Source organism: Phenylobacterium sp. (assembly GCF_030645195.1).
Classification (GTDB): Bacteria; Pseudomonadota; Alphaproteobacteria; order Caulobacterales; family Caulobacteraceae; genus Phenylobacterium.
Genome location: NZ_JAUSLW010000204.1, coordinates 40462 through 61249 on the forward strand (window position 1 = coordinate 40462; position 20788 = coordinate 61249).

At 63.1% G+C, this 20788-nt stretch carries 24 protein-coding genes and 2 tRNA genes; 12 read left to right on the forward strand and 14 right to left on the reverse strand.

Annotation, left to right across the window (positions count from 1 at the left end):
- Positions 1 to 15: 15 nt before the first annotated feature.
- Positions 16 to 888 carry a restriction endonuclease gene (locus Q7T09_RS18680; RefSeq protein WP_304701709.1) on the reverse strand — a complete coding sequence of 291 codons (873 nt, stop codon included), beginning with the start codon at positions 886 to 888 and terminating at the stop codon, positions 16 to 18.
- Positions 885 to 2282, reverse strand: a complete 1398-nt coding sequence (locus tag Q7T09_RS18685) for a Fic family protein (protein WP_304701710.1) — start codon at positions 2280 to 2282, stop codon at positions 885 to 887. Before Q7T09_RS18685 ends, Q7T09_RS18680 begins: the two co-directional genes overlap by 4 nt.
- A 497-nt stretch (positions 2283 to 2779) precedes the next feature.
- Here Q7T09_RS18685 and mobQ point away from each other — a divergent pair, with 497 nt between their 5' ends.
- The 5 genes from mobQ (at position 2780) to Q7T09_RS18710 (ending at position 7026) form a co-directional block, all read left to right on the forward strand.
- Positions 2780 to 3766: a MobQ family relaxase gene (mobQ, locus tag Q7T09_RS18690; RefSeq protein WP_304701711.1), complete on the forward strand. Its 987-nt coding sequence runs from the start codon at positions 2780 to 2782 to the stop codon at positions 3764 to 3766.
- The gene (locus Q7T09_RS18695) at positions 3756 to 4229 is read left to right on the forward strand and encodes a hypothetical protein (RefSeq protein WP_304701712.1); all 474 of its coding nucleotides are present in this window, start codon (positions 3756 to 3758) and stop codon (positions 4227 to 4229) included. Before mobQ ends, Q7T09_RS18695 begins: the two co-directional genes overlap by 11 nt.
- Before the next feature lie 178 nt (positions 4230 to 4407).
- Complete coding sequence (locus Q7T09_RS18700; protein ID WP_304701713.1) at positions 4408 to 5307, forward strand: hypothetical protein; 900 nt, start codon at positions 4408 to 4410, stop codon at positions 5305 to 5307.
- 101 nt (positions 5308 to 5408) lie between these two features.
- Complete coding sequence (locus Q7T09_RS18705) at positions 5409 to 5882, forward strand: DUF697 domain-containing protein (RefSeq protein WP_304701714.1); 474 nt, start codon at positions 5409 to 5411, stop codon at positions 5880 to 5882.
- 361 nt (positions 5883 to 6243) lie between these two features.
- Complete coding sequence (locus tag Q7T09_RS18710; protein WP_304701715.1) at positions 6244 to 7026, forward strand: type II secretion system protein; 783 nt, start codon at positions 6244 to 6246, stop codon at positions 7024 to 7026.
- An 80-nt stretch (positions 7027 to 7106) separates the two neighbouring features.
- On the opposite strand, the gene Q7T09_RS18715 is transcribed toward Q7T09_RS18710, so the two are convergent.
- The 3 genes from Q7T09_RS18715 to Q7T09_RS18725 form a co-directional block, all read right to left on the reverse strand.
- Positions 7107 to 7181: transfer RNA gene (locus Q7T09_RS18715), tRNA-Thr, on the reverse strand.
- A complete protein-coding gene (locus tag Q7T09_RS18720; RefSeq protein WP_304701716.1) occupies positions 7161 to 7733 on the reverse strand; it encodes a hypothetical protein in 573 nt (190 codons plus the stop codon). The genes Q7T09_RS18715 and Q7T09_RS18720 overlap by 21 nt, the downstream gene beginning before the upstream one ends.
- Entirely contained in the window at positions 7730 to 9301 is a 1572-nt protein-coding gene (locus tag Q7T09_RS18725; RefSeq protein ID WP_304701717.1) for a type IV secretory system conjugative DNA transfer family protein, read from the reverse strand. Before Q7T09_RS18725 ends, Q7T09_RS18720 begins: the two co-directional genes overlap by 4 nt.
- Positions 9302 to 9407: 106 nt before the next feature.
- Between Q7T09_RS18725 and Q7T09_RS18730 the strand changes: the two genes are divergently transcribed.
- The 3 genes from Q7T09_RS18730 to Q7T09_RS18740 are packed head-to-tail and all read left to right on the forward strand — an operon-like array spanning position 9408 to position 10922.
- The gene (locus tag Q7T09_RS18730) at positions 9408 to 9698 is read left to right on the forward strand and encodes a hypothetical protein (protein ID WP_304701718.1); all 291 of its coding nucleotides are present in this window, start codon (positions 9408 to 9410) and stop codon (positions 9696 to 9698) included.
- A 16-nt stretch (positions 9699 to 9714) separates the two neighbouring features.
- Positions 9715 to 10182 (forward strand): hypothetical protein, encoded by a 468-nt coding sequence (locus Q7T09_RS18735; protein WP_304701719.1) that lies wholly within the window; start codon positions 9715 to 9717, stop codon positions 10180 to 10182.
- Positions 10182 to 10922: a hypothetical protein gene (locus Q7T09_RS18740; RefSeq protein WP_304701720.1), complete on the forward strand. Its 741-nt coding sequence runs from the start codon at positions 10182 to 10184 to the stop codon at positions 10920 to 10922. Before Q7T09_RS18735 ends, Q7T09_RS18740 begins: the two co-directional genes overlap by 1 nt.
- On the opposite strand, the gene Q7T09_RS18745 is transcribed toward Q7T09_RS18740, so the two are convergent.
- The gene (locus tag Q7T09_RS18745; RefSeq protein WP_304701721.1) at positions 10905 to 11492 is read right to left on the reverse strand and encodes a tyrosine-type recombinase/integrase; all 588 of its coding nucleotides are present in this window, start codon (positions 11490 to 11492) and stop codon (positions 10905 to 10907) included. The two genes, Q7T09_RS18740 and Q7T09_RS18745, sit on opposite strands and share 18 nt — an antisense overlap.
- Positions 11493 to 11706: 214 nt before the next feature.
- Between Q7T09_RS18745 and Q7T09_RS18750 the strand changes: the two genes are divergently transcribed.
- Positions 11707 to 12078: a hypothetical protein gene (locus tag Q7T09_RS18750; RefSeq protein WP_304701722.1), complete on the forward strand. Its 372-nt coding sequence runs from the start codon at positions 11707 to 11709 to the stop codon at positions 12076 to 12078.
- Between the two features lies 1 nt (position 12079).
- Here Q7T09_RS18750 and Q7T09_RS18755 read toward each other — a convergent pair whose 3' ends face one another.
- From Q7T09_RS18755 to Q7T09_RS18775, 5 genes are all read right to left on the reverse strand, one after another.
- A complete protein-coding gene (locus tag Q7T09_RS18755; protein WP_304701723.1) occupies positions 12080 to 12790 on the reverse strand; it encodes a hypothetical protein in 711 nt (236 codons plus the stop codon).
- A gap of 355 nt (positions 12791 to 13145) precedes the next feature.
- The gene (locus tag Q7T09_RS18760) at positions 13146 to 13490 is read right to left on the reverse strand and encodes a DUF3768 domain-containing protein (protein WP_304701724.1); all 345 of its coding nucleotides are present in this window, start codon (positions 13488 to 13490) and stop codon (positions 13146 to 13148) included.
- Entirely contained in the window at positions 13487 to 13708 is a 222-nt protein-coding gene (locus Q7T09_RS18765) for a hypothetical protein (protein WP_304701725.1), read from the reverse strand. The genes Q7T09_RS18760 and Q7T09_RS18765 overlap by 4 nt, the downstream gene beginning before the upstream one ends.
- An 849-nt stretch (positions 13709 to 14557) precedes the next feature.
- Positions 14558 to 14642, reverse strand: a tRNA-Leu gene (locus Q7T09_RS18770).
- A gap of 56 nt (positions 14643 to 14698) precedes the next feature.
- Positions 14699 to 15952 carry a site-specific integrase gene (locus Q7T09_RS18775; protein ID WP_304701726.1) on the reverse strand — a complete coding sequence of 418 codons (1254 nt, stop codon included), beginning with the start codon at positions 15950 to 15952 and terminating at the stop codon, positions 14699 to 14701.
- A gap of 319 nt (positions 15953 to 16271) precedes the next feature.
- Between Q7T09_RS18775 and Q7T09_RS18780 the strand changes: the two genes are divergently transcribed.
- The 3 genes from Q7T09_RS18780 (at position 16272) to Q7T09_RS18790 (ending at position 18864) form a co-directional block, all read left to right on the forward strand.
- Complete coding sequence (locus Q7T09_RS18780) at positions 16272 to 16598, forward strand: ferrous iron transport protein A (protein ID WP_370689290.1); 327 nt, start codon at positions 16272 to 16274, stop codon at positions 16596 to 16598.
- On the forward strand, positions 16595 to 18469 hold the full coding sequence (locus Q7T09_RS18785) for a ferrous iron transporter B (RefSeq protein WP_304701727.1): 1875 nt from the start codon (positions 16595 to 16597) through the stop codon (positions 18467 to 18469). The genes Q7T09_RS18780 and Q7T09_RS18785 overlap by 4 nt, the downstream gene beginning before the upstream one ends.
- Positions 18470 to 18552: 83 nt before the next feature.
- Positions 18553 to 18864, forward strand: a complete 312-nt coding sequence (locus Q7T09_RS18790; protein WP_304701728.1) for a hypothetical protein — start codon at positions 18553 to 18555, stop codon at positions 18862 to 18864.
- Between the two features lie 93 nt (positions 18865 to 18957).
- Here the strand turns inward: Q7T09_RS18790 and Q7T09_RS18795 are convergent, their stop codons facing one another.
- The 3 genes from Q7T09_RS18795 to Q7T09_RS18805 are packed head-to-tail and all read right to left on the reverse strand — an operon-like array spanning position 18958 to position 20770.
- Positions 18958 to 19461, reverse strand: coding sequence for a MarR family winged helix-turn-helix transcriptional regulator (locus Q7T09_RS18795; RefSeq protein WP_304701729.1), 504 nt, complete (start codon positions 19459 to 19461; stop codon positions 18958 to 18960).
- Positions 19458 to 20465, reverse strand: a complete 1008-nt coding sequence (locus Q7T09_RS18800) for a fumarylacetoacetate hydrolase family protein (RefSeq protein WP_304701730.1) — start codon at positions 20463 to 20465, stop codon at positions 19458 to 19460. Before Q7T09_RS18800 ends, Q7T09_RS18795 begins: the two co-directional genes overlap by 4 nt.
- On the reverse strand, positions 20462 to 20770 hold the full coding sequence (locus tag Q7T09_RS18805) for a hypothetical protein (RefSeq protein ID WP_304701731.1): 309 nt from the start codon (positions 20768 to 20770) through the stop codon (positions 20462 to 20464). Before Q7T09_RS18805 ends, Q7T09_RS18800 begins: the two co-directional genes overlap by 4 nt.
- Positions 20771 to 20788 lie beyond the last annotated feature (18 nt).

A 20788-nucleotide genomic window follows, 5' to 3' on the forward strand; every position in this document is an offset into this window, starting at 1 on the left:
AAGACGGGGGCGTCGTTAGCCTGGAAACAGGTCCCGCACTCGCACGAAGGGCGCACCCGTTTCCGCCGCGCGCCTGATCTTCTTGGTGAGCACGTCGGTGAATGAGAGGCCGCGATTCAGGGTCTCGTAGAGATCGAGGCCATCCATGCAGACAACACGTTTGCCTTTGCCGAAGGCGTGGATGCCATCGTCGGAAAAGCTGCTCTGGCTAATGTACAAGCCGCGTGTCCATGCGGCCTTGGTCTCCACCTTTCCATGGAAGGCGTGAAGGTCAGTGACGCCGATGGGACTGCTCTGCCATTTCGCTTCGACCAGGTAGGTTTCACTCCCGAGCTGGAAGCTGCCGTCGATCTGCTCACCACGTAAGCGGAACGGCTCGCGACCATCCATCCCGTAAGCGTCGAACATGGCTTTCAAGAATTTCTCGAACGCATAGCCGCGGGGTTGCGGGTCGAGCTTCGAGAGTGCGATCAGTTCATCGCGAAGCTGGGCAACCCGTACAGCGTCGGCGGCCAGTGGTGGTGGCGTTGGCTTCGGGGTGGGCTTGCCGCCCTCCAAGCGCTGGATGAGATCGAGGAGTCGAGCATGGGCGTTGGGCACATCCTCCTCCTGGCGCGCACGCATACGCAGCGCCTCGCGGAAGTCCCATAGTGCGCGCAGGGTCTGCACTGCTGTCTTGTCATCAGTGATTTGCAGAAAGCAGCGCAGGCGCTTTCCCTTGGAGCCGCCATTTTTGGCGTAGGCCGGATCGTCGATATCGACATGCAGTTCCTGAGCGAAGAATTGCGCAAAGGTCCGGTCATTGAAATTGAGGATGTAGCCAGCGCTGCCTTTCGGCTCGAACAGGTCAGTGACCAGAAGCAGGTCGATGGTTTTGATGCTGCTCATGATCCTCCTCCGTCTGCCCGATGAAGGGCGAAGGCAACGGCCGACACCAGCTCATTTTCGGGATGGAAGCCGGCCGCATGGAGCGCAGCGAGGATCGCTTCGAAGTCGCGATAGGTGACGGGAGCCGTTTCGCTTAACTGCGCCAAACCCTCGATCTGAGCGGCGAGACTTTCGATGGTGCGCTGTCGAGCAGCAGCTTCGTCTGGGCTCGGCATCCGCGCACCGTCCCATACGGAGATCGCGGAGTGAGCGCGCGTATTGGCGCTGATGGCACGCAGGGCGTCGGCTGCCGTGACGATGAGCAAATAGTTGGTGCTGCGCCCACCGGCGTTGTCCCTGACGAGGATGCGCCGGCGGACGAGATCGTCGATGTCGCGGAGCGCGGTGTCGGTGGAAGTCTTCGTGATCTTGGCCCACTTGGACGTGGTCATCTTGCCTTCAAAGCCTTCGAGCAGCCGGTTGATGACCGCCGTCTGGCGCTCGTTGAGAGGCTGGCCGGCCAGCGTTTCCCAGAAGCGCCCCTTTCGTAGGACATTGGCGAGAATGGCCTCAGCGCCATCGAAGGCGCGGTCCAGGCAGGCCAGGAACCATTGAAGCCAGGCGGTGATATCGAGGTCGCCTTTTTGGGTGGCTTCCAGAATGTCGTAGTAGGCGCTCCGCTCGATACGGATCTGGCCCGACATGCTGTAAAATCGTTGCGGACTGTTCTCGGAACGGGCGAGAGCCAGGTCGGCGATAGCGCGCGCGATCCGCCCGTTGCCGTCATCGAACGGGTGAATGGTGACGAACCACAGATGCGCGACGGCTGCCTTCAAGATGGGGTCGATGGGCGCATCGCCGCCAAACCAGTCGAGGAAGGCTTGCATGTCGTGAGCGAGGCGGTCCGCGGCTGGCGCTTCGTAGTGGACGCGCTCACGGCCTATCGGTCCTGAGACGACTTGCATGGGACCCGAGGTGGCGTCGCGCCACCCGCCGACGATGATCTTGGACATGCCACTGCGCCCGGTTGGAAACAGGGCCGCGTGCCAGGCGAAGAGCCGCTCCTGGGTGAGTGGCATCTGATAGCTTTGGGTGGCGTCGAGCATCATTTCGACGACACCTTCGACGTTGCGGTCTGCGGGCGCGAGCGCGCCGATATCCATGCCAAGCCGGCGGGCGATCGAGGAACGAACCTGCTCCTTGTCGAGGAGTTCGCCTTCGATCTCGCTGGACTTGAGAACGTCCTCAGTGAGCGTTTCGAGGACGGCCTCGGCGCGATGTTGGAAGCCGAGGGCTTCCATCCGGCCGAGCAGCTTGCCTTGCCGCAAACGCACGGCGGCGAGCTGCTCTTGCAGCCGCTTTGCGTCCCACGTCAGCGTGGGCCAGCCGTCTAGTTCATGGATATAAGTCGCCATAATCACCGCTCCTTGTGCGGCGATTATGGCGATTATTCACCGCAAACGCAAGAATAATCCCCGCACGCTGCGCGGTGAATGGAGCGCGCATTCACCGCATCCAGCCCGTGGTTGGAGCTGCCCGGGGGCCTCCCCCCATACATCGCGATGTATGGGAACCACCCCGATGCGAAGGATCGAAGGTCGAATCGGGGCGAAGCGCCAGGGGTGTCGGGGCGTGCGCGAAGCGCCCTGACCAGGGTTCGGGACTGGTCCCGTTCTGCCGCTGGTAGCGGAGCCTAAGCGGTGGATCGCGGGGGTGTGGGGGCGGCGTGTTAGCCCCCGACCGGCTCGGCCGTACTGTTGCCGCCAAGACTCAACGGTTGAGTAAATAGCCCCACATACTCAACCTTTGCGTGAACAACTTCGTGGGCACATCGCTGGCGATGTATAAGTGCACACATCTCGCTTTTCTTCTGTCTTGGTTCACGTCTTGGCTGGCGAAAGGACGGTCGGGTTTGGCGGTCTACCACCTCAGACTCAAGGTGCATTCCCGTTCCCTTGGGCGCGCTGCCCGGGCGGGCGGGGCTACCCGTCGCTCCGCGGTCGCTGCCGCCGCGTACCGATCCGGCCAACGCCTTTACGACGATTCCCAGGGCAAGTGGTTCAGCTTCGACAAGCCCGATGTCGTCTACACCGAGATCATGCTGCCGAGCGCGGATGCGCCGGCATGGATGTCGGACCGGCAGACGCTGTGGAACGTCGTTGAGCGCTGCGAGAAGCGCCTCGACGCCCAGCTCTGCCGCGAGGTCGAACTGACCTTGCCGCGTGAGCTGACACCGGAGCAGAGGATCGACCTGGTCCGGCGGTTCGTCGCCGAGGAGTTCGTCAGCAAGGGCATGGTGGCCGACATCTCGGTGCATGTGCCCGACGCCGCCGATGGCCGCGAGCAGCCCCACGCGCATGTGCTGCTGACCCTGCGGCGGCTCGACCCCGCGTCGCCGACCGGGTTCTCCGCCACCAAGGAGCGCGACTGGAACGAGCGCGAGGACATTGCGCGCTTCGTGGCCGAGGCGCGTAAGCGGTTCAACAACACCGGGCTCGATTCCGACAAGGCGGCGCTGGAAGCTGCCGAGGCGCTGCGCAACGTGAATGTCTGGCGTGCCGAATGGGCGGCCTATGCGAACCGCGCCCTGGCGGCGGTGGGCTCCGAGGCGCGGATCGATCACCGGACACTGGAGAAGCAGGGGATCTTCCGCGCGCCGCAGATCAGTCTCGGCATCGCCCGCCATATCGAGAAGGCCTACGGATACCTGAAGGAGCGCATCACCCAGTGGGTGGCGATCAAGCATCGCGCCGACCTCTACGAGGAGGTCGAGCACTACAAGCGCCGCGACCCCGTGAAGCTCGCCGAATTTGTGCTGCGCCTGGCCGACATGGCCGAGGGGTTCGCGGCGTCATTCCGCAAACAACCTGACATCCCGGAGGTGCCGCATGACCGATGACTTTGACAAAGTGTTTGGGGCGCGGCCGACGCCTCGCCCGTCATTCACCGACCGCCTCGCCCGCGAGCAGGGCTTGCCCGATGGCATGCCCAAGGAGGGTGTCGCCGGATCGGGGCCCTACAAGCCTTATGGGTTCCTGCCGACCGGCAACGTCGGCGAGCATTGCGAGGTGCGCAGTTGGGTGGCCGGCACGGAGACCGCCGAGGGCATTTCCTTCCCCTACCGGTTTCTGATGCACACGCGTTTTGTGGGTGAAGAGCAGCTCCGCCTCTTCCTGCCCGACTGCATCGTGGTGATCGACGGCAAGGGCCTGCGGGAGCTCCGTGAGAAGTTGGGCCGTCAGATCGTGACCTTCATTCAGCAATGGAACCCGCGTGTTTGGCCCGCTCCGCCAGTCGGCGAGCCAATTGTCGAGCGGATCGAAATCTTGCGGCCCGTGGAAGCACCCATTCGGACAAGGTAACAGACCTATTGGTGAGGGTTGTGGAGGTGGCTTGCAGCGGTCTTTTGCAGACTACCCCGTAGCGAGAAACGGGGACATTCAGTCCCAAAGTTCCCGATGACAAATCCTTTGCTTCGCACTATGCAATTACCCCCCGTCTCGATCGTGGGCGCTATGCTCACCAGTAAATGATGTGGCCATGCCCGATGCAGCCCAAGGAATCATTTCGGCGCGCCCGTCCGCGTTGACGCAAGATTTTGGCCGCGTCGGCACTTGGGCCTACGTGATACGAAGGCTTCGCTCCAAGCGACTGATCGACCTTGAAACGGCGAAATACCTCAATCGCGCATTCTATAATTACTTCAAGTATATTTACCGGGTAGATCCATTTGACACCAATGAGCGTATTCGACATTTAAATATAAGGGGCGCGATTCAAGGGTATTTTAATACCCTGGAGAAATATGTAAGTTATACATCCAGCAATGATATTGTTGCGGAAGATGAGATTGCTGATACAATAAGGCAGCTTATTAATATTGCCGAGTCGGTAAGCCGGATATATTTTATAAACAATAGAGTTGTTATAGAAGAAGAGTATACATTTGACCCTAATGCCAGTCTGGAGCAGAAGCTCGCTTGGCTAGATGCGCACGCGCAGCGCCATCCGGGGCAGCCCATTTCCCGGCACGTAGTTTCGCTGTTTCCTGAGCTAAACCCGAGAGTGGCCAATCAAGAGGCGCGCCCGGAGCCGCCGACCGCAGCTCCCGCTAGTTGGGCTAGTGACAAGCTGGCCGGCGAGACGCCGCCGAGCTTCATCAAGCGCCACTACGATCCTTGGCTCGGCGAAGGCCTGACCCGCGCCGACATACGTCGTCTTGATCCGAAGCTCTACGAGGCGCTCGCGAACTGGCTGAAGAGGCACTCGATGCCTGACGACCTGGATCTGCCAACCTTGCGCGAGCAAAATGATCGATGGGTTGACCGAGTGGAGCAAGACGGCTTGGCGGCAATGCCCTCCGCGCCTCGGGATCTTGCCCGCTTGGGGATGGCCATGAGTCGCCGCGCCAGAAGGGGCAAGGCCTCCCCCGAGAGGTGATACCTAATTAGTACGAACGTGGTTGACCGACTGTAAGGCTTAGCGCATGTTTCCCTTGCCGCGCGAGCAATGGGTGTTGCGGGCAATCAAGGGACTGGAAGATGAGTAACGGCGGAAACGCCGACGGATGGCGTGCGCCTATCCCGTCGGAAATGCACAACACTGTCATCTTGGCCGCGCTCGGCCTTGGCTTCGTTGGACTCTTCGGAGCCTTCCAAGCGCACGCTGACGTCGCGGTCATTGTCGCGGCGTGGGCGACGATGTTCGTAACACTCGCCCGTCAGGCGGGAAATGCAATGAGCCGAGACGCGGCGCTCAAAGTCGCTGCCGGCGTGATCGTGGGAATTGGTGGAATGGCCATGGGCATCAAGGTCGCCAACAATTGGCTTGCCTACACGGGCGTTGGAACCATTCCGGCGATGATCTGCAACGCTGGCACCAACGGCTTTGTAACCTACATCATCGGGCGATCTGCCGCGCGCGTATTCCTCACGTCAGACGCCAGTGCGACTGTCGAACAGATGATTAGAGGGATCATCCGTCTCTTTCTGCCGTCGGGCCATCGCCCTTCATGAGAGGCATGACTCCCCGGTGAATGACCGCAGATGTCCATGCGCCAGTGTCATTGAATGCCCCGCTCTTGCGAGCGGGGCATTCTTGTCTTGGGGTTTGTTCTAACGTCGCCGGAACAGCGGCGAGCAATATTCCGGGAGGGCATTGTAGCCCCCCCCTGCAACACTGGTGACCGACGAGCTGGCGGGGCACAATCCGCGTGTCTGGCCGGCTCCACCGTCTGGCGAGCCGATCATTGAGCGGATTGAGGTGGTGCGGCCGGAAGCACTGAATGGCCGCACTTAGTAATATTCAGTCGTAAAAGATGAATATATTGAACGTGCTTGTTGAATAAATGGCACCTACACAATACACTAAAGCTATATGAAAAATGGCTTTAGCTTAGTTGAGCTCTCTATCGTCCTCGTCATCCTCGGACTTTTGACCGGCGGTGTGCTGGCGGGAAAATCGCTGATCCGGGCGAGTGAGTTGCGGGCGGTTACTACGGAATATAATCGATATGTGTCCGCGACCTATTCTTTCCGCGACAAGTATTTCGGCTTACCTGGAGATTTTCGTGATGCGACACGTTTTTGGGGTCGGCAAACTACCAATACAAACTGCGTAAGCAATAGCGGGGTAGCGTCAGCCACTACTGATGGTGTCTGCGATGGAAATGGCAACGGCCTGCTTGCGCAATCTCCAGGGTTAGAAGAACCGGGCGAAATGCACCAGTTTTGGCGCCAACTCTCGGCTGCAGGTTTGGTCGAGGGCACCTACACCGGCCTCGCCGCCCCAGCAAGCTATTGCCCGACTTGCAACGATTGGTACCGCACGGCAGCGGGTGTCAATGTACCTGCCTCTAAATTTCCCAAAGGGGGATGGTCGGCCTTCACCTATAACGTGACCTCCCAGATGTTTGATCCTCTCGGGGGTACGCATCTATTTATTGGTAATAATGGTCATTTTTCTTCTGCCGGAATTATGCCTGCAGCAGATGCGTGGAACATCGATACAAAGATGGATGACGGCAAGCCGGCGACAGGCAAGGTTGCCACTTGGAAAACCACAATGAACGCATGCGCAAGCAGCGACACGCAGAGTGCTGAGTACCTCTTAAGTAGTAGCAGCACAAGTTGCGCGTTGATTTTCCGTAACGTATTTTAGAAAACCATACCTATACCGTACTTTTCTCAAATCGGGCCCGGACAAACTTTGACCCTCGGCTAAGAAACCCGCAGAAAAACTGGTGCTGCTGAGAAGAATCGAACTTCCGACCCCGTCATTACCAATGACGTGCTTTACCACTGAGCTACAGCCGCAGGCTGCCGAAACAGTCCCCAGCAATACTCCGGGAGAGCGCTGTAGGCTTCCTGCAGCGCCGGTGACTGACGCGGAGCCGGAAGGCATACGCCGACCGTGACACGCTTCCCTTTCGCGCCTTTGGCGATGAGCGCCCCAAAACGCCGAAACACCCGGAACAGGATGACCCCCGCCATGATGGCGCTCCCCAGCCAGAACAGGGCGATCACCAACTCATTGCCAGGCGCTTTGCCGAGGGCGAGTGCACCTTGCGCGAAGAACAGCCAGACAATGCCCCCCAGGACATAGCGCGCGCCGGGGATGTGCGGCAGGGAGAAGCCCTTGGGGGCTTCACCGCCCATTGCCTCCCACTCCATTTTCCAGAGCTGATAGCTCCGCAACTGGTCGTTGGCGCGCTTGCTGAGGATGCCAACCCCGAGGCAAGCGAGGGCTGGAATTCCCCCTTCGCCCGTGGTGAAGAACTGGACGCCAAACACGATCACGCCAACGCCGAGGAGCGCCATGACGAGGCCGTTGCCGACGAGGCGCGTGATGATGCCGGGGGGCCTCATTGCTGGAACCGCACATGCAGGTAATTGCGGGCGCTATCGGCGAAGGACTTGCCGGCCTGGAACCAGACGCCGGTGACTTCGCCGCCGTTGGCCGGGCCGCCGGTCTTGAGGTGGCGGGCAAAGTCCGCCGGCTCGATCTCGTAATCCATGACCTCGCTGTAGCCGCCGCTGAAACTGTCACTGGTGTTGAGGCCGCGATTGCGGCCCCAATTGTCGCCACCGCCGCGGTTGCTGCCGGAACTCCAGGACGAGGAACCGTTGCCCTTGCCGTCCGACGAGCCGCCGTAGGAGGAATTGGTTCCCCAGTTGCTGTTCTCACCGGCGCTCATGCCCATGGAGTTGCCGGAGCTGCCGCCCTCGCTATAGCTGCCGCGCCGCTGGATGCAGCGGCCGATCGTGTCGGCGGCCCAGCGGTTGGTCTCCGGATCGGCCGAATTGTGGAAGATCTTGGTGACGAAGTTGGCGAGCAGCATGTCGGCTTTGTGCTTGGCCTGCTCGCCGCCCATCTTGGCGTAGTAGGTCGGCAGGGACTGGGTGAGAAACACCGTGCAGGCCCGCGCCGACCGGCAGGCTGACTGGAAGTCGGTGTCGAACGCATTCACAAAATACTGGCTCTCATCGGCCCACAGGAACACGGGCCGATCCCGATGGCGGGCCTCAAGCCCATTCCTCGCCAGCACGGCGCGCTGCCACATATATTTGAACAGCTGCTGGGCGATGATGCCGTCCTCATTCCAGGTCAGGGCCGACATATCCATGATGATGATCGCGCCATGGAAGGTCAGCTCGGGCACCAGTGTCGTCTCGGTGCAGAAGGCCCGGTTCAGTCGTCCGCGATTGAAGCGGTCGAGCGCGGTGGAGAGCGAGATCGCGATGTTGCTGCGGGTCTTGTTGTCGAGCTGGCCGTATTCGTCGCGCCAGTAGCCGGCGATCTTGTCGAAGTCGCCGGGGTAGAGGTCGTGGACCGGCTGGCGACGCGCCGTCGCCAGCATGTGGAACATGAACGAATGTTCCTGCCACTGCGGATCGCGGAGCTGGTCGAGCCCGTTGGGTGCGCTGGCCACGAAGCGGATGATGTCGGGGATCTGCACCGCACCGGTGGCCGCGAACAGGATCGGGATGGTGTTGCGCAGCACCTGCCGGGTGGCGTCTTCCCAGAAAGCCTCGCCGCCGCGTCCGGCGTTGGGGTTGGTGAGCCGCGCGGCATCGAGAATGCGCATGAGGCATTCAACGACACTGCCCATGCCGTCGATGCCCTGGCGGGCCAGTTCATAAGTGATGAAGTTGAACCCACCGCCGCGCTCGCCGAACAGGATGACCGAGTTGGCCCGGCCATTCTCGTGGGCGTAGCGCACCCACTGCTCGACCTCGTCGGGCTTGGCGGCGAGCACCAGCCCGCCCATCCCGGCGCGCAGGTAGGCGGAGGCCAGCGCCTTGCCCGAGCCGGAGGTCTTCCCGGACCCGATACCGCCGAACACATGCACGCCCTGGCATGCATCCCGGAGGGTGAAGTTGTCCTGGGCCGATAGCCGCAGCAACGGCGTATCGAGATCGCTCACATAGCTCATCGCCCCTCTCCCACCCCGAAATTCAACCGAGAGGATAAGAGAGTGGAACCTGCATCCTACAACTGAATACTACCTGCAAGGGTGCAATCCTCGGAGAGGACAGGCTATGCGCGATCCCGCTGATCGCTCTGGAATCGCTGACTTCCTGTTCGGGCAGTTCCGCGATGCCGTGCAGGACATCCGCAGCAAGCTCGTTGATGAAGGCTGGTTTGGCCGACGATCCGCGCCGCCCGGCGGCATGGATCTCGCCCGCGACTGGAGCGGGCCGTCGGTCCACGAGACGCCGGGGCGTCTGCCGTCCAGCCCATCGTTCGAAGAGCAATGGGCCCCGTGCGAACGCGGTGATCCGGCACCTGATCCTGGTGCGCCGTCGCACGACATCGGCGTTGACCGATGAGTGAAGGTGCTTCGCGATGACCACCGCCATTCACACGGAACTGGTCATGAGTGCTCTTGCGACCGCTGCCCAGGTGGCGATGAGCCACCATGGCCAGAAGCACGAGCGGGCCATGTTCGAACTCCGTGCCGGCGCACTCACCGAGATCACCGACGCACTCATTACCCGCCGCGTGGATGCGGTGAAGGACGGGTTCAAGCTGGTCCTCGACGAGTATGCGGCGCAGGCGCGGCATTTCATGACGCAGCAGGCCAGGTTCTCGGATGCCCAACTCGGCGCATCCGATCCGCTGCTGCGGATCGAGCTGAACCAGCGCATCAAGGACATCGACATGGAGCTGGGCCGCATTCGCACGGATGCGCATCTGCTCTACGCGCAGATGACCGAGGTGATCCTCCTGATCGGCGGGGTCGATCTCGGGTTCGGCGCGGACCTGGCGGGACCGCTCGCGTTGCCGCCAGCTCGCATGAGAGCCGACCTATGATGGCGGACTCCAAGGCGGAATACCGCCGCATCCGTAATGGCTGGGGCCTGGTGCTGGCGACCGTCTGGATCGCCTACCGGTGGATGACGCTCGACGCCGCAAAGCGCGCGGCGCTGGCGACGCTCACGAACTGCGAAGGCCTCATCAACGGCGCAAAATGCGCCTGGAACAAGGGGGCCATTGAGTCCGCCTTCTCTGGCGGCGTCTTGGCCGCGGTGTTGATCTCGCCGCTTGCTCTGGTCGCGACGCACTATTTTGCGCGCTGGCGCGTCGAGTCCAACTTGGCGCTCGCGGCGCGACAGAAGGAGCAGCAGCGGTCGGCGGCGCAGCTCGCCCAGCAACGCGAGCGGGAACAGCGGATGATGCAGGTGGAGGGCGACGCGAGCAAAGCCCGCCAGTCTCTCGACCGGGGCGAGTTCATCCATAAACTCGGCACCGTCGGTGACTTCCTCGACCTGCTCGCTCACGAGAGCGATCCGTCTCGAATGGCCAACATCCGCCTTGGCGCATCGCAAGCGCTGCGCGACCTGACCGCAAAGCACCCTCTGGATCAGCTGTCCGACATTGTCGCCGCCGACACCGGCGTGCGGCTCAGCCTGGAGTCCGTGCTTGGCAGGCTTGCCACATCCGCCCTCGATGGGTCGGGGGAGGCGCAGGTCCTGAGCGCCGCGCTGGCGGGTGCGACGCCTTCCAGCGCTCCATCACAAGCCCTGACCGCCGACTCAGTGACGCCGCCATAGTCGCTTGGCGAAGGCGCGCTCTTCGCGACCGATAGCGTGTTGGTAGATCGCCGTGGTTTCCAGACGTGCATGGCCCATCCAGCGCTGGGTAAGTGCGGCGGGCACGTTCTGCTCGGCATTGGCGATGCCGAACCCATGGCGCAGGCCCTTCGGGCTGGCCTGCGGGCCGGTGATGCCGGCAGCGTCCATCACGGACTTGACCCGTCGCCAGCCGGTCTGACGGCACCATGACCACAGTGGCGCGTCCGGCGCTTTGCCATGGGCCAGCGCGCGCAACGCCTTCATCAGCTCCGGCGGCACGGGCACGGCGCGGAACACGCGCCGACGGCGCTTGAGGGTGCGGAAGATCACGCGGCCTGTCTCGGAATCGAGGCGCTCGGGCGTGAGCGATAGCGCCTCGCTGAGGCGGCAGCCCGTATAGGCCAGGAGCCGACAGAAGGCGTCTGAGGCAGCGTCACGACGCCGGGCGACGGCCAGGAACCGCCCCCATTCCGCACCGCAGACATACTTGCGCCCGCCTTCGCGGTCGAAGAGCGCGGCCATGCCATCGGGTGCAGCGCCGTAGCTCATGCTGCACCCGTATGGGGGATAGGGTTGCAAGACGGAACGTGGCGCAAACCCGGACCAACACTGGGAAAAGCAAGCGTTGTGAAAGCAGTTCGGCTTGATGTGTGAGAACAGTATCGCATGCGCGTAATGCTGACGATCCGCCGCCCTCACGGCAACAAAATCCCCCATAATGTTACATTTCCCCTTCATTTTATTGTAAACGCAGGGGCGTCTGGTGAATATTCGTCACGGTCTCACGGTGCTATTCGCATCGCTGATGTTTACCGGAAGCGCCGTCGCGCAATCACCATCGCCGACCAGCCGACGCGCACCCTACGACGCAGCGCTTCTGTGCTTCCTAGCGAATGGTCGAGCGCATGGGATGCGCGAGCGGGCGGGCGATACCGCCAAGGCCGCCTATTACGAGAGCAAGGCCGCCGAATCCTACGGGGTGGCGGAGGCGCTGGGAGCCGCCCTCGGCTTTTCCAAGCAGCAAGTTGGGCGCGACGCAGCCGCCGCCCAGGCCGAACATCTAGCCGCGATGGTTCGTGACGATGCCTATTTCCGGCAAATTGTGGCCAACTGCAAAGCGCTGGGATTGATGTGAACTAGCTGAGCCCGCGCTTCTGCGGGCTGGCATCCCGGACGGCCACGCCGTGGCCTTCTTGGGATTGGTCGGCGACCACGACGCCGGTCCGCTTGAAGGCAGCGATCAAGTCTGGAGCGATGTTAGCCGTTGGCTCGACCGCATCCAGCGGATCAACCGTCGGCGCATCACTTCGGCTGGCGGTCTTCGTGGTGGCCGTAGCCGCCGTCAGCTCGCGCTCAGAGGTTTCGAGGCTATTCCAACGAGGAGCGTATTCCGCGCTGCGATCAGCCCCATGATCCTTCGCATCGCGCATCTGATCTTTGGACAGTTCCACGGCGCGTAGGGTTCCTTCCGGCGTGCCCAGCGCCAGCGCTTCCTTGATGGCGCGCTCGCGTTCTGCCTCCCGCTTGCGGTAGGCTTCTTCGTCTTCGGCCGAACCAAAGCGCAGGTAAGGATCGAAGATCTTCTTGCCGTAAAAGTCATCGACGAACGACGTCACCTCGCGCCGCGCCGTTTCGCTGGCAGCATGCAGGGCGACCTCGGCAGACTGCGCCGTAGCGGCGGATGCGAGGGCTTGATTGGTGATAACCTGAGCCGCCGCGACATAGGCCGTCACCTCGGCGCGGATGGAAGCCAGTGAGCCAGGTCCGGCCTGAGCGATGCGCTGCTGAAGACGGCTCAAACCCTGGAGTTGGTTGTCGGCAGCGGCAAGCCCCGCGCCATCACCCACCCGACGAAGGTCCGCAAGATGGGTCTCAATCTCCGCCTGAGCATTCGCGATCTGCCCCGAAAGTTCGGCGCGGAGGCTAGCCTCCGGGTCAGCGGGAAGAGTCCGCTGACCCGATGGAAGAAGCTCATCTGTAATTTTGCGCGTTATAGATTACTCACATCGATGGGTTTGTGAACCTATATTACAGCAATAATTGCTAATTTTCCGTTAATATGTCCGACTGTTTAAGCAACCGGCTTGACCATAACTGCTTACGCCGCCAAACCACCGCTCACCCGCCTGTCACGACCAGGTGGGTGAGCCTCCGGCTGGTGACCCATCTGGGCCGCCAGCCGGAGGCCATGGGGTGCCAGCCTCAGTATTCCGAGGCCAGCATGATGGTGATGACGCGCCGTGTGACGGCGGGATCGGCGGGGTCTTCGGACCCGAACGACAAGGTGCGGTCGTAGTAGTCGATCTTCCAGAACAGCGTCTCACCAGCGAGATTGAATGAGCCGAAATCGTGCTCTCCATACGGATCGTTGTCGTCGGTGAAGCCGTCGAACTCCCGCACCGCCTTGACTGCAAGGCTTAGGAAATCCGCCCCCTTGGCCTGGATGCCGCAGGTCAGCATCCACTGGCCTCTGGCCGATGAGCCGGATGTGCGAAACGCGTCGTTGAGATCGCGAATGGCGTTTCGGGTTGCGATGGCGGGGGTCATTGCTGACCTCCCACCGTCTCGTCCTTCTCGGTGATGGCGCGCATGACGATGCGGCCCTGGAGCGGAACGGCATCGCAGTTGATGTTGAAGCCTGCGCCGTCCTTGTTGGGCCAGGCCGCCCCGATGGGGGTCCAGCTTGAGGCCTTGCCGTCGCCGATGACGCGGTAGAGGCGGTGGGTCGGTTTTGCGCCGACAGGTTTGGTGGTGGTGTTGGTCATGATGGTCTCCTTCATTTCCGCCGCGGGACCATCCCGCGGCTTCATGGGGAGCCAGGGGCGACGGCCATCGAGGCGACGGTCACACCCCGCGCGAAGCGCGCCCGAAGGGTGTGGAGCTGCACGCAGCGGCGCGAGCCGCGAAGGAAGCGAACAGGGTTGATCGACACCGGGCCGTCGCCAGAACGCTCAACATCCAGAAGCCGTGGTTGGTCTTGCGAAGGATCGCTGGAGATCCGTTGACCAACGCCACCAAGCCGATAGGCGGGGTCCACCCACTATCACCGCGCCGAGAGCCCAAGGCCCCCGCGCCCAGACCTTACGAGGAAGGCACCACCACAATGGCAGCCACTCTGAATCAGCGGCGTGATCCGCCCAGGTCATGCCTCCAGGCTGAGCCCTTCACAGAAATACGAACGTCTGAGGGAGTGTCGCCGGCCGTCCGGCACCTGCAAGGCGGCTCGCTTCCGCACCGATGGCTTGTGCAGCTGTGCCCCGCATAGCGGCGCTGGCGCGACCTGTTCCGGCACCGGTCCAGCGCCCGGCGGGAATTCCTCATCCGCCACGCATTCAGCGCGCGGGATCAGATGGAGGACTTATGACATGCACAGACATCACGACCCTGATTGGAGCCCTGGCCACCCTGTTCGCGGCACTTGCGAAGCTCGTTTGGGCGATTAGGCGGCCGCCGTAGGCGGGTCCGGTGAGCTCCCACCCTAACACTTACAACGCAGCGCTTTGGAAGTTGCGCTGCTTGCAGAGTGGGAAGCGGCCAATGATGGCCCACATGGCATGCCGAAATTCACGCGGCGGCCCTAGTTGGGCAGCGTCATATCAGGCTGATCTAAGGAATGGTGCCCCCGGTCGGACTCGAACCGACACACCTCGCGGTACCGCATTTTGAGTGCGGCGCGTCTACCAATTCCACCACAGGGGCTCGCGGTGCCTTATAGCGAGGCCGATTCCAGATGCCAACCTGTTTGATTGACGATTTCAAGAATTCAAGTTGGTGGGCCGTCGCGTTGCAGACTTAGTCTTTAACGAAGGCGCAGACCGTCGAACATTGATTGCCGATGCGTCGATCATATTCTTGATGTGAGAGGCATAATACTTCTCGATCATCTCAACGCTTGTTCGGCAGTTTTTGGCAACCTGATAGATGTCAGCGCCTTCCATAAGGCGCATGGAAATGTAGGTGTGCCGCAGGCTGTACGCGGTGCGGCGGTTGCCTTCGCGGTCAAATTTCAGGTCGAGGTCTTCAAGGATCTTGTTGATGAGTTCGCGCTGGGGAAGGCCGAACACCCTGTCCTTTGGCTGAAGTGCGTAGCGTTTCACGACACGTTGAAATGGCAGCACGGCACCGGGCATGCTCTTGCAGTACCCGACCCCGCGCTTACCCCGGACTTCGATTTCGAGGATGCGTTCGCCCGTCGCTTCATCGGTAACGATGGCGACGTCTCGAAATTCAATTCTTCCGGCCTCGTCTGGCCGCAAGCCGGTGTTGACCATGAAGAGCACGTAGTCGTGCAGGTCTTCACACTCCTTCCGCCACCGCTCCTTGATCGGGTTCTTCGCGCGCTCGCGCGTCGCTGCGTAGAGGGCCTTGTACTCCTCCGGCGAGAACCAGGCCCGATGACTGATCTTTCCCGACGTTTTGTAGGGAGCAGAAAGGTCCGGGAGATACGGAAGCCAACCGTGTCGGTTGGCAGCCTTGAGCACATGGCGAAGGGTGATGATTTCGTGGTGAAGGGTCGTTCGCGACGGGCGTTTCGCCACGCCCGTTCGGTGATCCTTTAGAATTCGATTGGTCTTGGGGTCACGCAGAGGCTCCCCCGTCTTTGGATCGCGAAGCGGCTCGCAGGTCTTCGGGTCCTTCCGCGATGTCATCCGGTGGACGCGGTATTCCTGGACCAGCCCCGGCGTGATCTCCGTCACCACCTTGTCGCCAAAGAACGGCAGCAGGTGCACGCGCAGACGCATCCCATGGCTCGCGACGTAGTCTGCGTTGCGCTCGCCCTCGGTGATGATCTCGTATTCGTTGAGGAAATACTCCGACGCCTTGCGAAAAGTCGTGCCGGTTTTCAACTCGCCCGCTTGGTATTTCCCAAGGAGGCCCAGATACCAATCACGCGCCACGTCCTTAGCCCGCGCGAGACTTTCCTCCTTGGTCGATGTGCGGAGCTGCTTGCCACCCACCGAACAGGCGCACTGCCAAAACGGACTTTTCGGGCGCATGTAGAGCTGCACCGCGTTGTCCAGAATTGTATGTCGTGCCGTCTCCATAGCCAGGCTCAATCAGTGTGTTAAATCGCCCATTTGTGCTAGCAGTGCGCTAGCGAATTCCAGGTCAAAATAGCTAAATTTGATTGATTTTGCAAGGTTTTTTTATTGGCTACGCGTTTTTGAATCTCTTTTGAGTCTGCCGCGTCTACCATTTCGCCACTGGGGCCCCAGGAGCGGCGGGCAATGTAGCGGCGGGACTCTTCGCCGCAAGCGGCTATTCTAACGCACTCTCGACGTAATCATATCCGAATGATAATCACTCGCAACGAGTGAGGGCGTCCGCATGAACAATCTGTCGATGGACCGGGTGACTATGGCCGACGCGACCCCCGAGGTCGGGATCACCGTGCGCCTGAGCGACGCCTCCGTGGGCGACCGCGGGGTGATCGTCGACGTGCGCGCCGACCTCGACGGCAAGGACCACGGGGTCGATGTCGAGGAGCTACAGCGCCGGCTGCTGGAGTTCGGCTTCGTCGAGGGCGCGCGGATCGAGGTGATCCACGAGGGCGCCATCGGCCACGATCCCATCGCCGTGCGCCTGGACGACATGCGGGTGGCCCTGCGCCGCCGCGACGCGGGCGAGGTCATCGTCCTGCTGGACCGCCCATGAGCCAGGCCGCCCTGTCGCCGGCCCGGGTCGCCCTGGTCGGCAATCCCAATTCCGGCAAGACCGCCCTCTTCAACGCCCTGACCGGCGGCCGCGCCAAGGTGGCCAACTATGCCGGGGTCACCGTGGAGCGGAAGGAAGGCGTGGTCACCACCGTGACCGGCCGCACCATTCACGTGCTGGACCTGCCCGGCACCTATTCCCTGCGCGCCCGCAGCCCCGACGAGGTGGTGACCCGCGACGCCGTCCTGGGCCAGCTGGCCGGGGAGACCCCGCCCGACGTCATCGTCTGCGTGGCCGACGCCACCAACCTGCGGCTGGTGCTGCGGCTGATCCTGGAGCTGAAGAAGGTGGGCCGCCCGCTGGTGCTGGCGCTGAACATGTTCGACATCGCCCAGCGCCAGGGCCTGCGCATCGACCTGGAGGGCCTGTCGCGCGAGATCGGCGCCCCCATCGTCACCACCGTGGCCACCCGCAAGCGCGGCATCGAGGAGCTGGTGGCCCAGATCGACGCCACCACCCTGGCCGCCGCGACCCTGGACGCCCAGACCTGGCGCGAGCCCGACGCCGGCGAGATCCGCGACGCCCACCGCGAGGCCCAGCGTCTGATGAAGGCCTATGTGCGGCCGCCGGAACGGCCCGACACCCTGACCGGCAAGGTCGACAGCGTCCTGCTGCATCCGGTCTGGGGCCTGGTGATCCTGCTGGGCCTGCTGCTGGTGATGTTCCAGGCGGTGTTCACCGGCGCCACGCCGCTGATGGACCTGATAGACGCGGCCATGACCGGGCTTGGCGGCCTGGTGGCCCAGGTCCTGCCGGAGGGCCTGCTGCGCAGCCTGATCGTCGACGGGATCGTCGCCGGCGTCGGCAGCGTGCTGGTCTTCCTGCCGCAGATCCTGATCCTATTCTTCTTCATCATCATGCTGGAGGACTCCGGCTACATGGCCCGGGCCGCCTTCCTGATGGACAAGATCATGGGCGGGGCGGGCCTGCACGGACGGGCCTTCATCCCCCTGCTCTCCTCCTTCGCCTGCGCCATCCCCGGGATCATGTCGACGCGGGTGATCGACAACAAACGCGACCGGCTGACCACCATCCTGGTGGCGCCCCTGATGACCTGCTCGGCCCGCATCCCGGTCTACACCCTGATCATCGGGGCGGTGATCCCGCATCGGACCGTGGGCGGGATCTTCAGCCTGCAGGGCCTGGTGATGTTCGGCCTCTATGCGGCGGGCATCCTGTCGGCGCTCGGGGTCTCCTTCGTCATGCGGCGCTTCTTCTGGCGGGGCATGAGCGAGCCCTTCATGATGGAGCTGCCGACCTACAAGAAGCCCGACCCCACCAATGTCGCCCGCAACCTGCTGATGCGGGGCCAGATCTTCATGAGCCGGGCGGGTCGGATCATCCTGCCGCTGATGGTCCTGGTCTGGTTCCTGTCGACCTTCCCCTATGCGCCGGCCGGCGCCACCGAGCCGGCCATCGACTACAGCTTCGCCGGCATGATCGGCCACTTCATCCAGCCGGCCCTGGCCCCCATCGGCTTCAACTGGCAGATGTCGGTGGCCCTGGTGCCGGGCATGGCGGCCCGCGAGGTGGCGGTGGCCGCGCTCGGCACCGTCTACGCCGTCGGCGACGCAGAGGCCGCCACCGGCGGCCTCTCGGCCCGCCTGGCGGCCCAGTGGTCCCTGGCCTCGGGTCTGTCCTTCCTGGCCTGGTACGTCTTCGCCCCGCAGTGCGTGGCGACGCTCGGGGTGGTGAAGCGCGAGACCAACAGCTGGCTGTGGCCGGCGGTCATGTTCGGCTACATGATCACCCTGGCCTATCTCGCCGCCCTGATCGTCTACCAGGTCACGGTCGCGCTCGGCGGCGGGTAGATTTGTGCAAACACAAGTTAAGCGTGAGTTTTAACGCAGCGATAAACGGGTCTGCCGCAACCTCCTGGGTGGGAGGCGTGATCATGGAAAAGATCCAGACCGAACGGCGGCGGAAGCCGCGCCCTAAGACCAGCGCCGAGGCCGTGGCCGAGCGCATCCGCCAGACCTTGCTGCTCTTCGGCGGCGAGGCGCACCGGCGAGAGGTCATCATGCAGATGGCCCGCGACGCCGGCCACGACGTCCGTCATATCCCCGAGGACCTCGAAGCTAGCGTCATCACCAGCTTCGAGGAGGTCTGGCGCGACGAGGCCCGACGCGAGAGCCTCGGCTTCACCCTGCGCTTCGGCGAGGGGTCGCACCGTTGGGGCGTACGGATGCCGGAGACGGCACACTAGAGCCTGTCCGTTTCAGTCTGAAACGGACAAACAGGCTCGTCGTCTTAGGTTTAGAGCGTGACGGGCGCCTGAACCGGTATCCACTTCAGGCTGTCACGCTCTAGCCTTGGGCGGCGCGTCGCCCGCCAGGGCGACCGCGGCCGTCTGCAGGCGATTGAGCAGGCGCTTGAGCAGCGCCACCTCGTCGGGGGCCAGGCCCGCGATCAGGGCCGCCTCATAGGCCAGCGCCAGGGGCGCGATCTCCGCGTGCAGCCGCAACCCTTCCAGGGTCAGCCCCAGGACGTGGGAGCGGCCGTCGGCATGGTGCTCGGACCGCACCAGCAGCCGGCGCTTGGAAAGCCCCTGGGCGGCCCGGCTCACCGTCACCTTGTCCATGCCGGTGCGCGCCACGATCGCCCCCTGGGTCAGGCCGCCATCCTCCGCCAGGACGCAGATCAGCCGCCACTGCGGGATGGTCAGGCCAAAGCGATCCTCATAGGCCCGGGCGATCAGGCCCGAGACGGCGTTGGAGGCCACCGACAACCGATAGGGCAGATAGGCGTCCAGCTTCAGGCCCGCCGGGGCGGCGGTGTCCGTGGGCTGGGACGGAACGGTCATCTGGCCAAGACCTCCTGCTCGATGGCGCCGAAGATGGAGTGGCGGCGCGCGTCGCGCATTTCAACCCGCACCCGGTCGCCCGCCTTGAGGAAGGGAGTCCTGGGCGCGCCATGGGCAAGGGTTTCGACGGTCCGCAACTCTGCGAGGCAGGAATAGCCAACACCACCATCGGCTACAGATTTCCCTGGACCGCCGTCGGGGCCACGATTCGAGACGGTGCCCGAGCCGATGATGGTTCCGGCCCCGAGGGCGCGGGTCTTGGCCGCGTGCGCGATCAGGGTTCCGAAGTCGAAGGTCATGTCGACCCCGGCGTCGGCCTCCCCGAGCGGCTTGCCATTCAACTCCACCTCCAGGGCGCCGGAGAGCCGGCCGTCCTTCCAGGCGTCCCCAAGGCTGTCGGGGGTCACCGCGACAGGCGAGAAGGCCGAGGCCGGCTTGGACTGGAAGAAGCCGAAGTTCTTGGCCAGCTCGTCGGGGATCAGGTTTCGTAGCGACACGTCGTTGGCCAGCATCACCAGCCGGACGGCGGCAAGCGCCTCCTCCCGGCTCGCGCCCTGAGGCACGTCGCCCGTGATGACCGCGATCTCGCCTTCCATGTCGCAGCCCCAGGCCTCGTCGGCCAAGGGGATGGGGTCGCGGGGCGCCAGGAAGCCATCGGAGCCACCCTGATACATCAGGGGCTCGGTCCAGAAGCTGGCGGGCATCTCGGCGCCGCGCGCTTTGCGCACCAGTTCCACGTGGTTCACATAGGCCGAGCCGTCCGCCCACTGGTAGGCGCGCGGCAAGGGGCTCTCGGCGTCGTGCTCATGGAAGCGCACCCGCGGTATCGAGCCATGGTCCAGGCTCTCGGCCAGCCCCCTCAGCAGCGGCTCGCACCGCTCCCAGTCGTCGAGGGCCGCCTGCAGGGTGGGGGCGATATTGGTCGCCTCCACGCACCAGGCGAGATCGCTGGACACCACCACGAGACGTCCGTCGCGTCCCCACTTGAGTGAAGCGAGCTTCATTCCTGGTCTCCCATCATTTCTGTTTTCGTTGAATTGCGGTGCGGGATGACGCGGGTCAGGCGCACCCCGCGCTCATAGGCTTGAGGCTGATAGACGACGACCTCGACGCAGATGTCGCCCTTGGGCTCATCGACCCAAAGGTAGTTGCGCTCAAACTCGGCGGAACGGCCGGCCGGAGTAAAGCCTTCGTAGGTGTCGCCCCAGGGGGTGACCTGGGAGAGCTCCCGCCAGCCCAGATCGCAGGCCCTTGCCAGTTCTTCCTCGGCGGCGTCCGCCAAATCCTGCTGGCGGTCGACGCTGGGCATTCAGATACGCACGTCCAT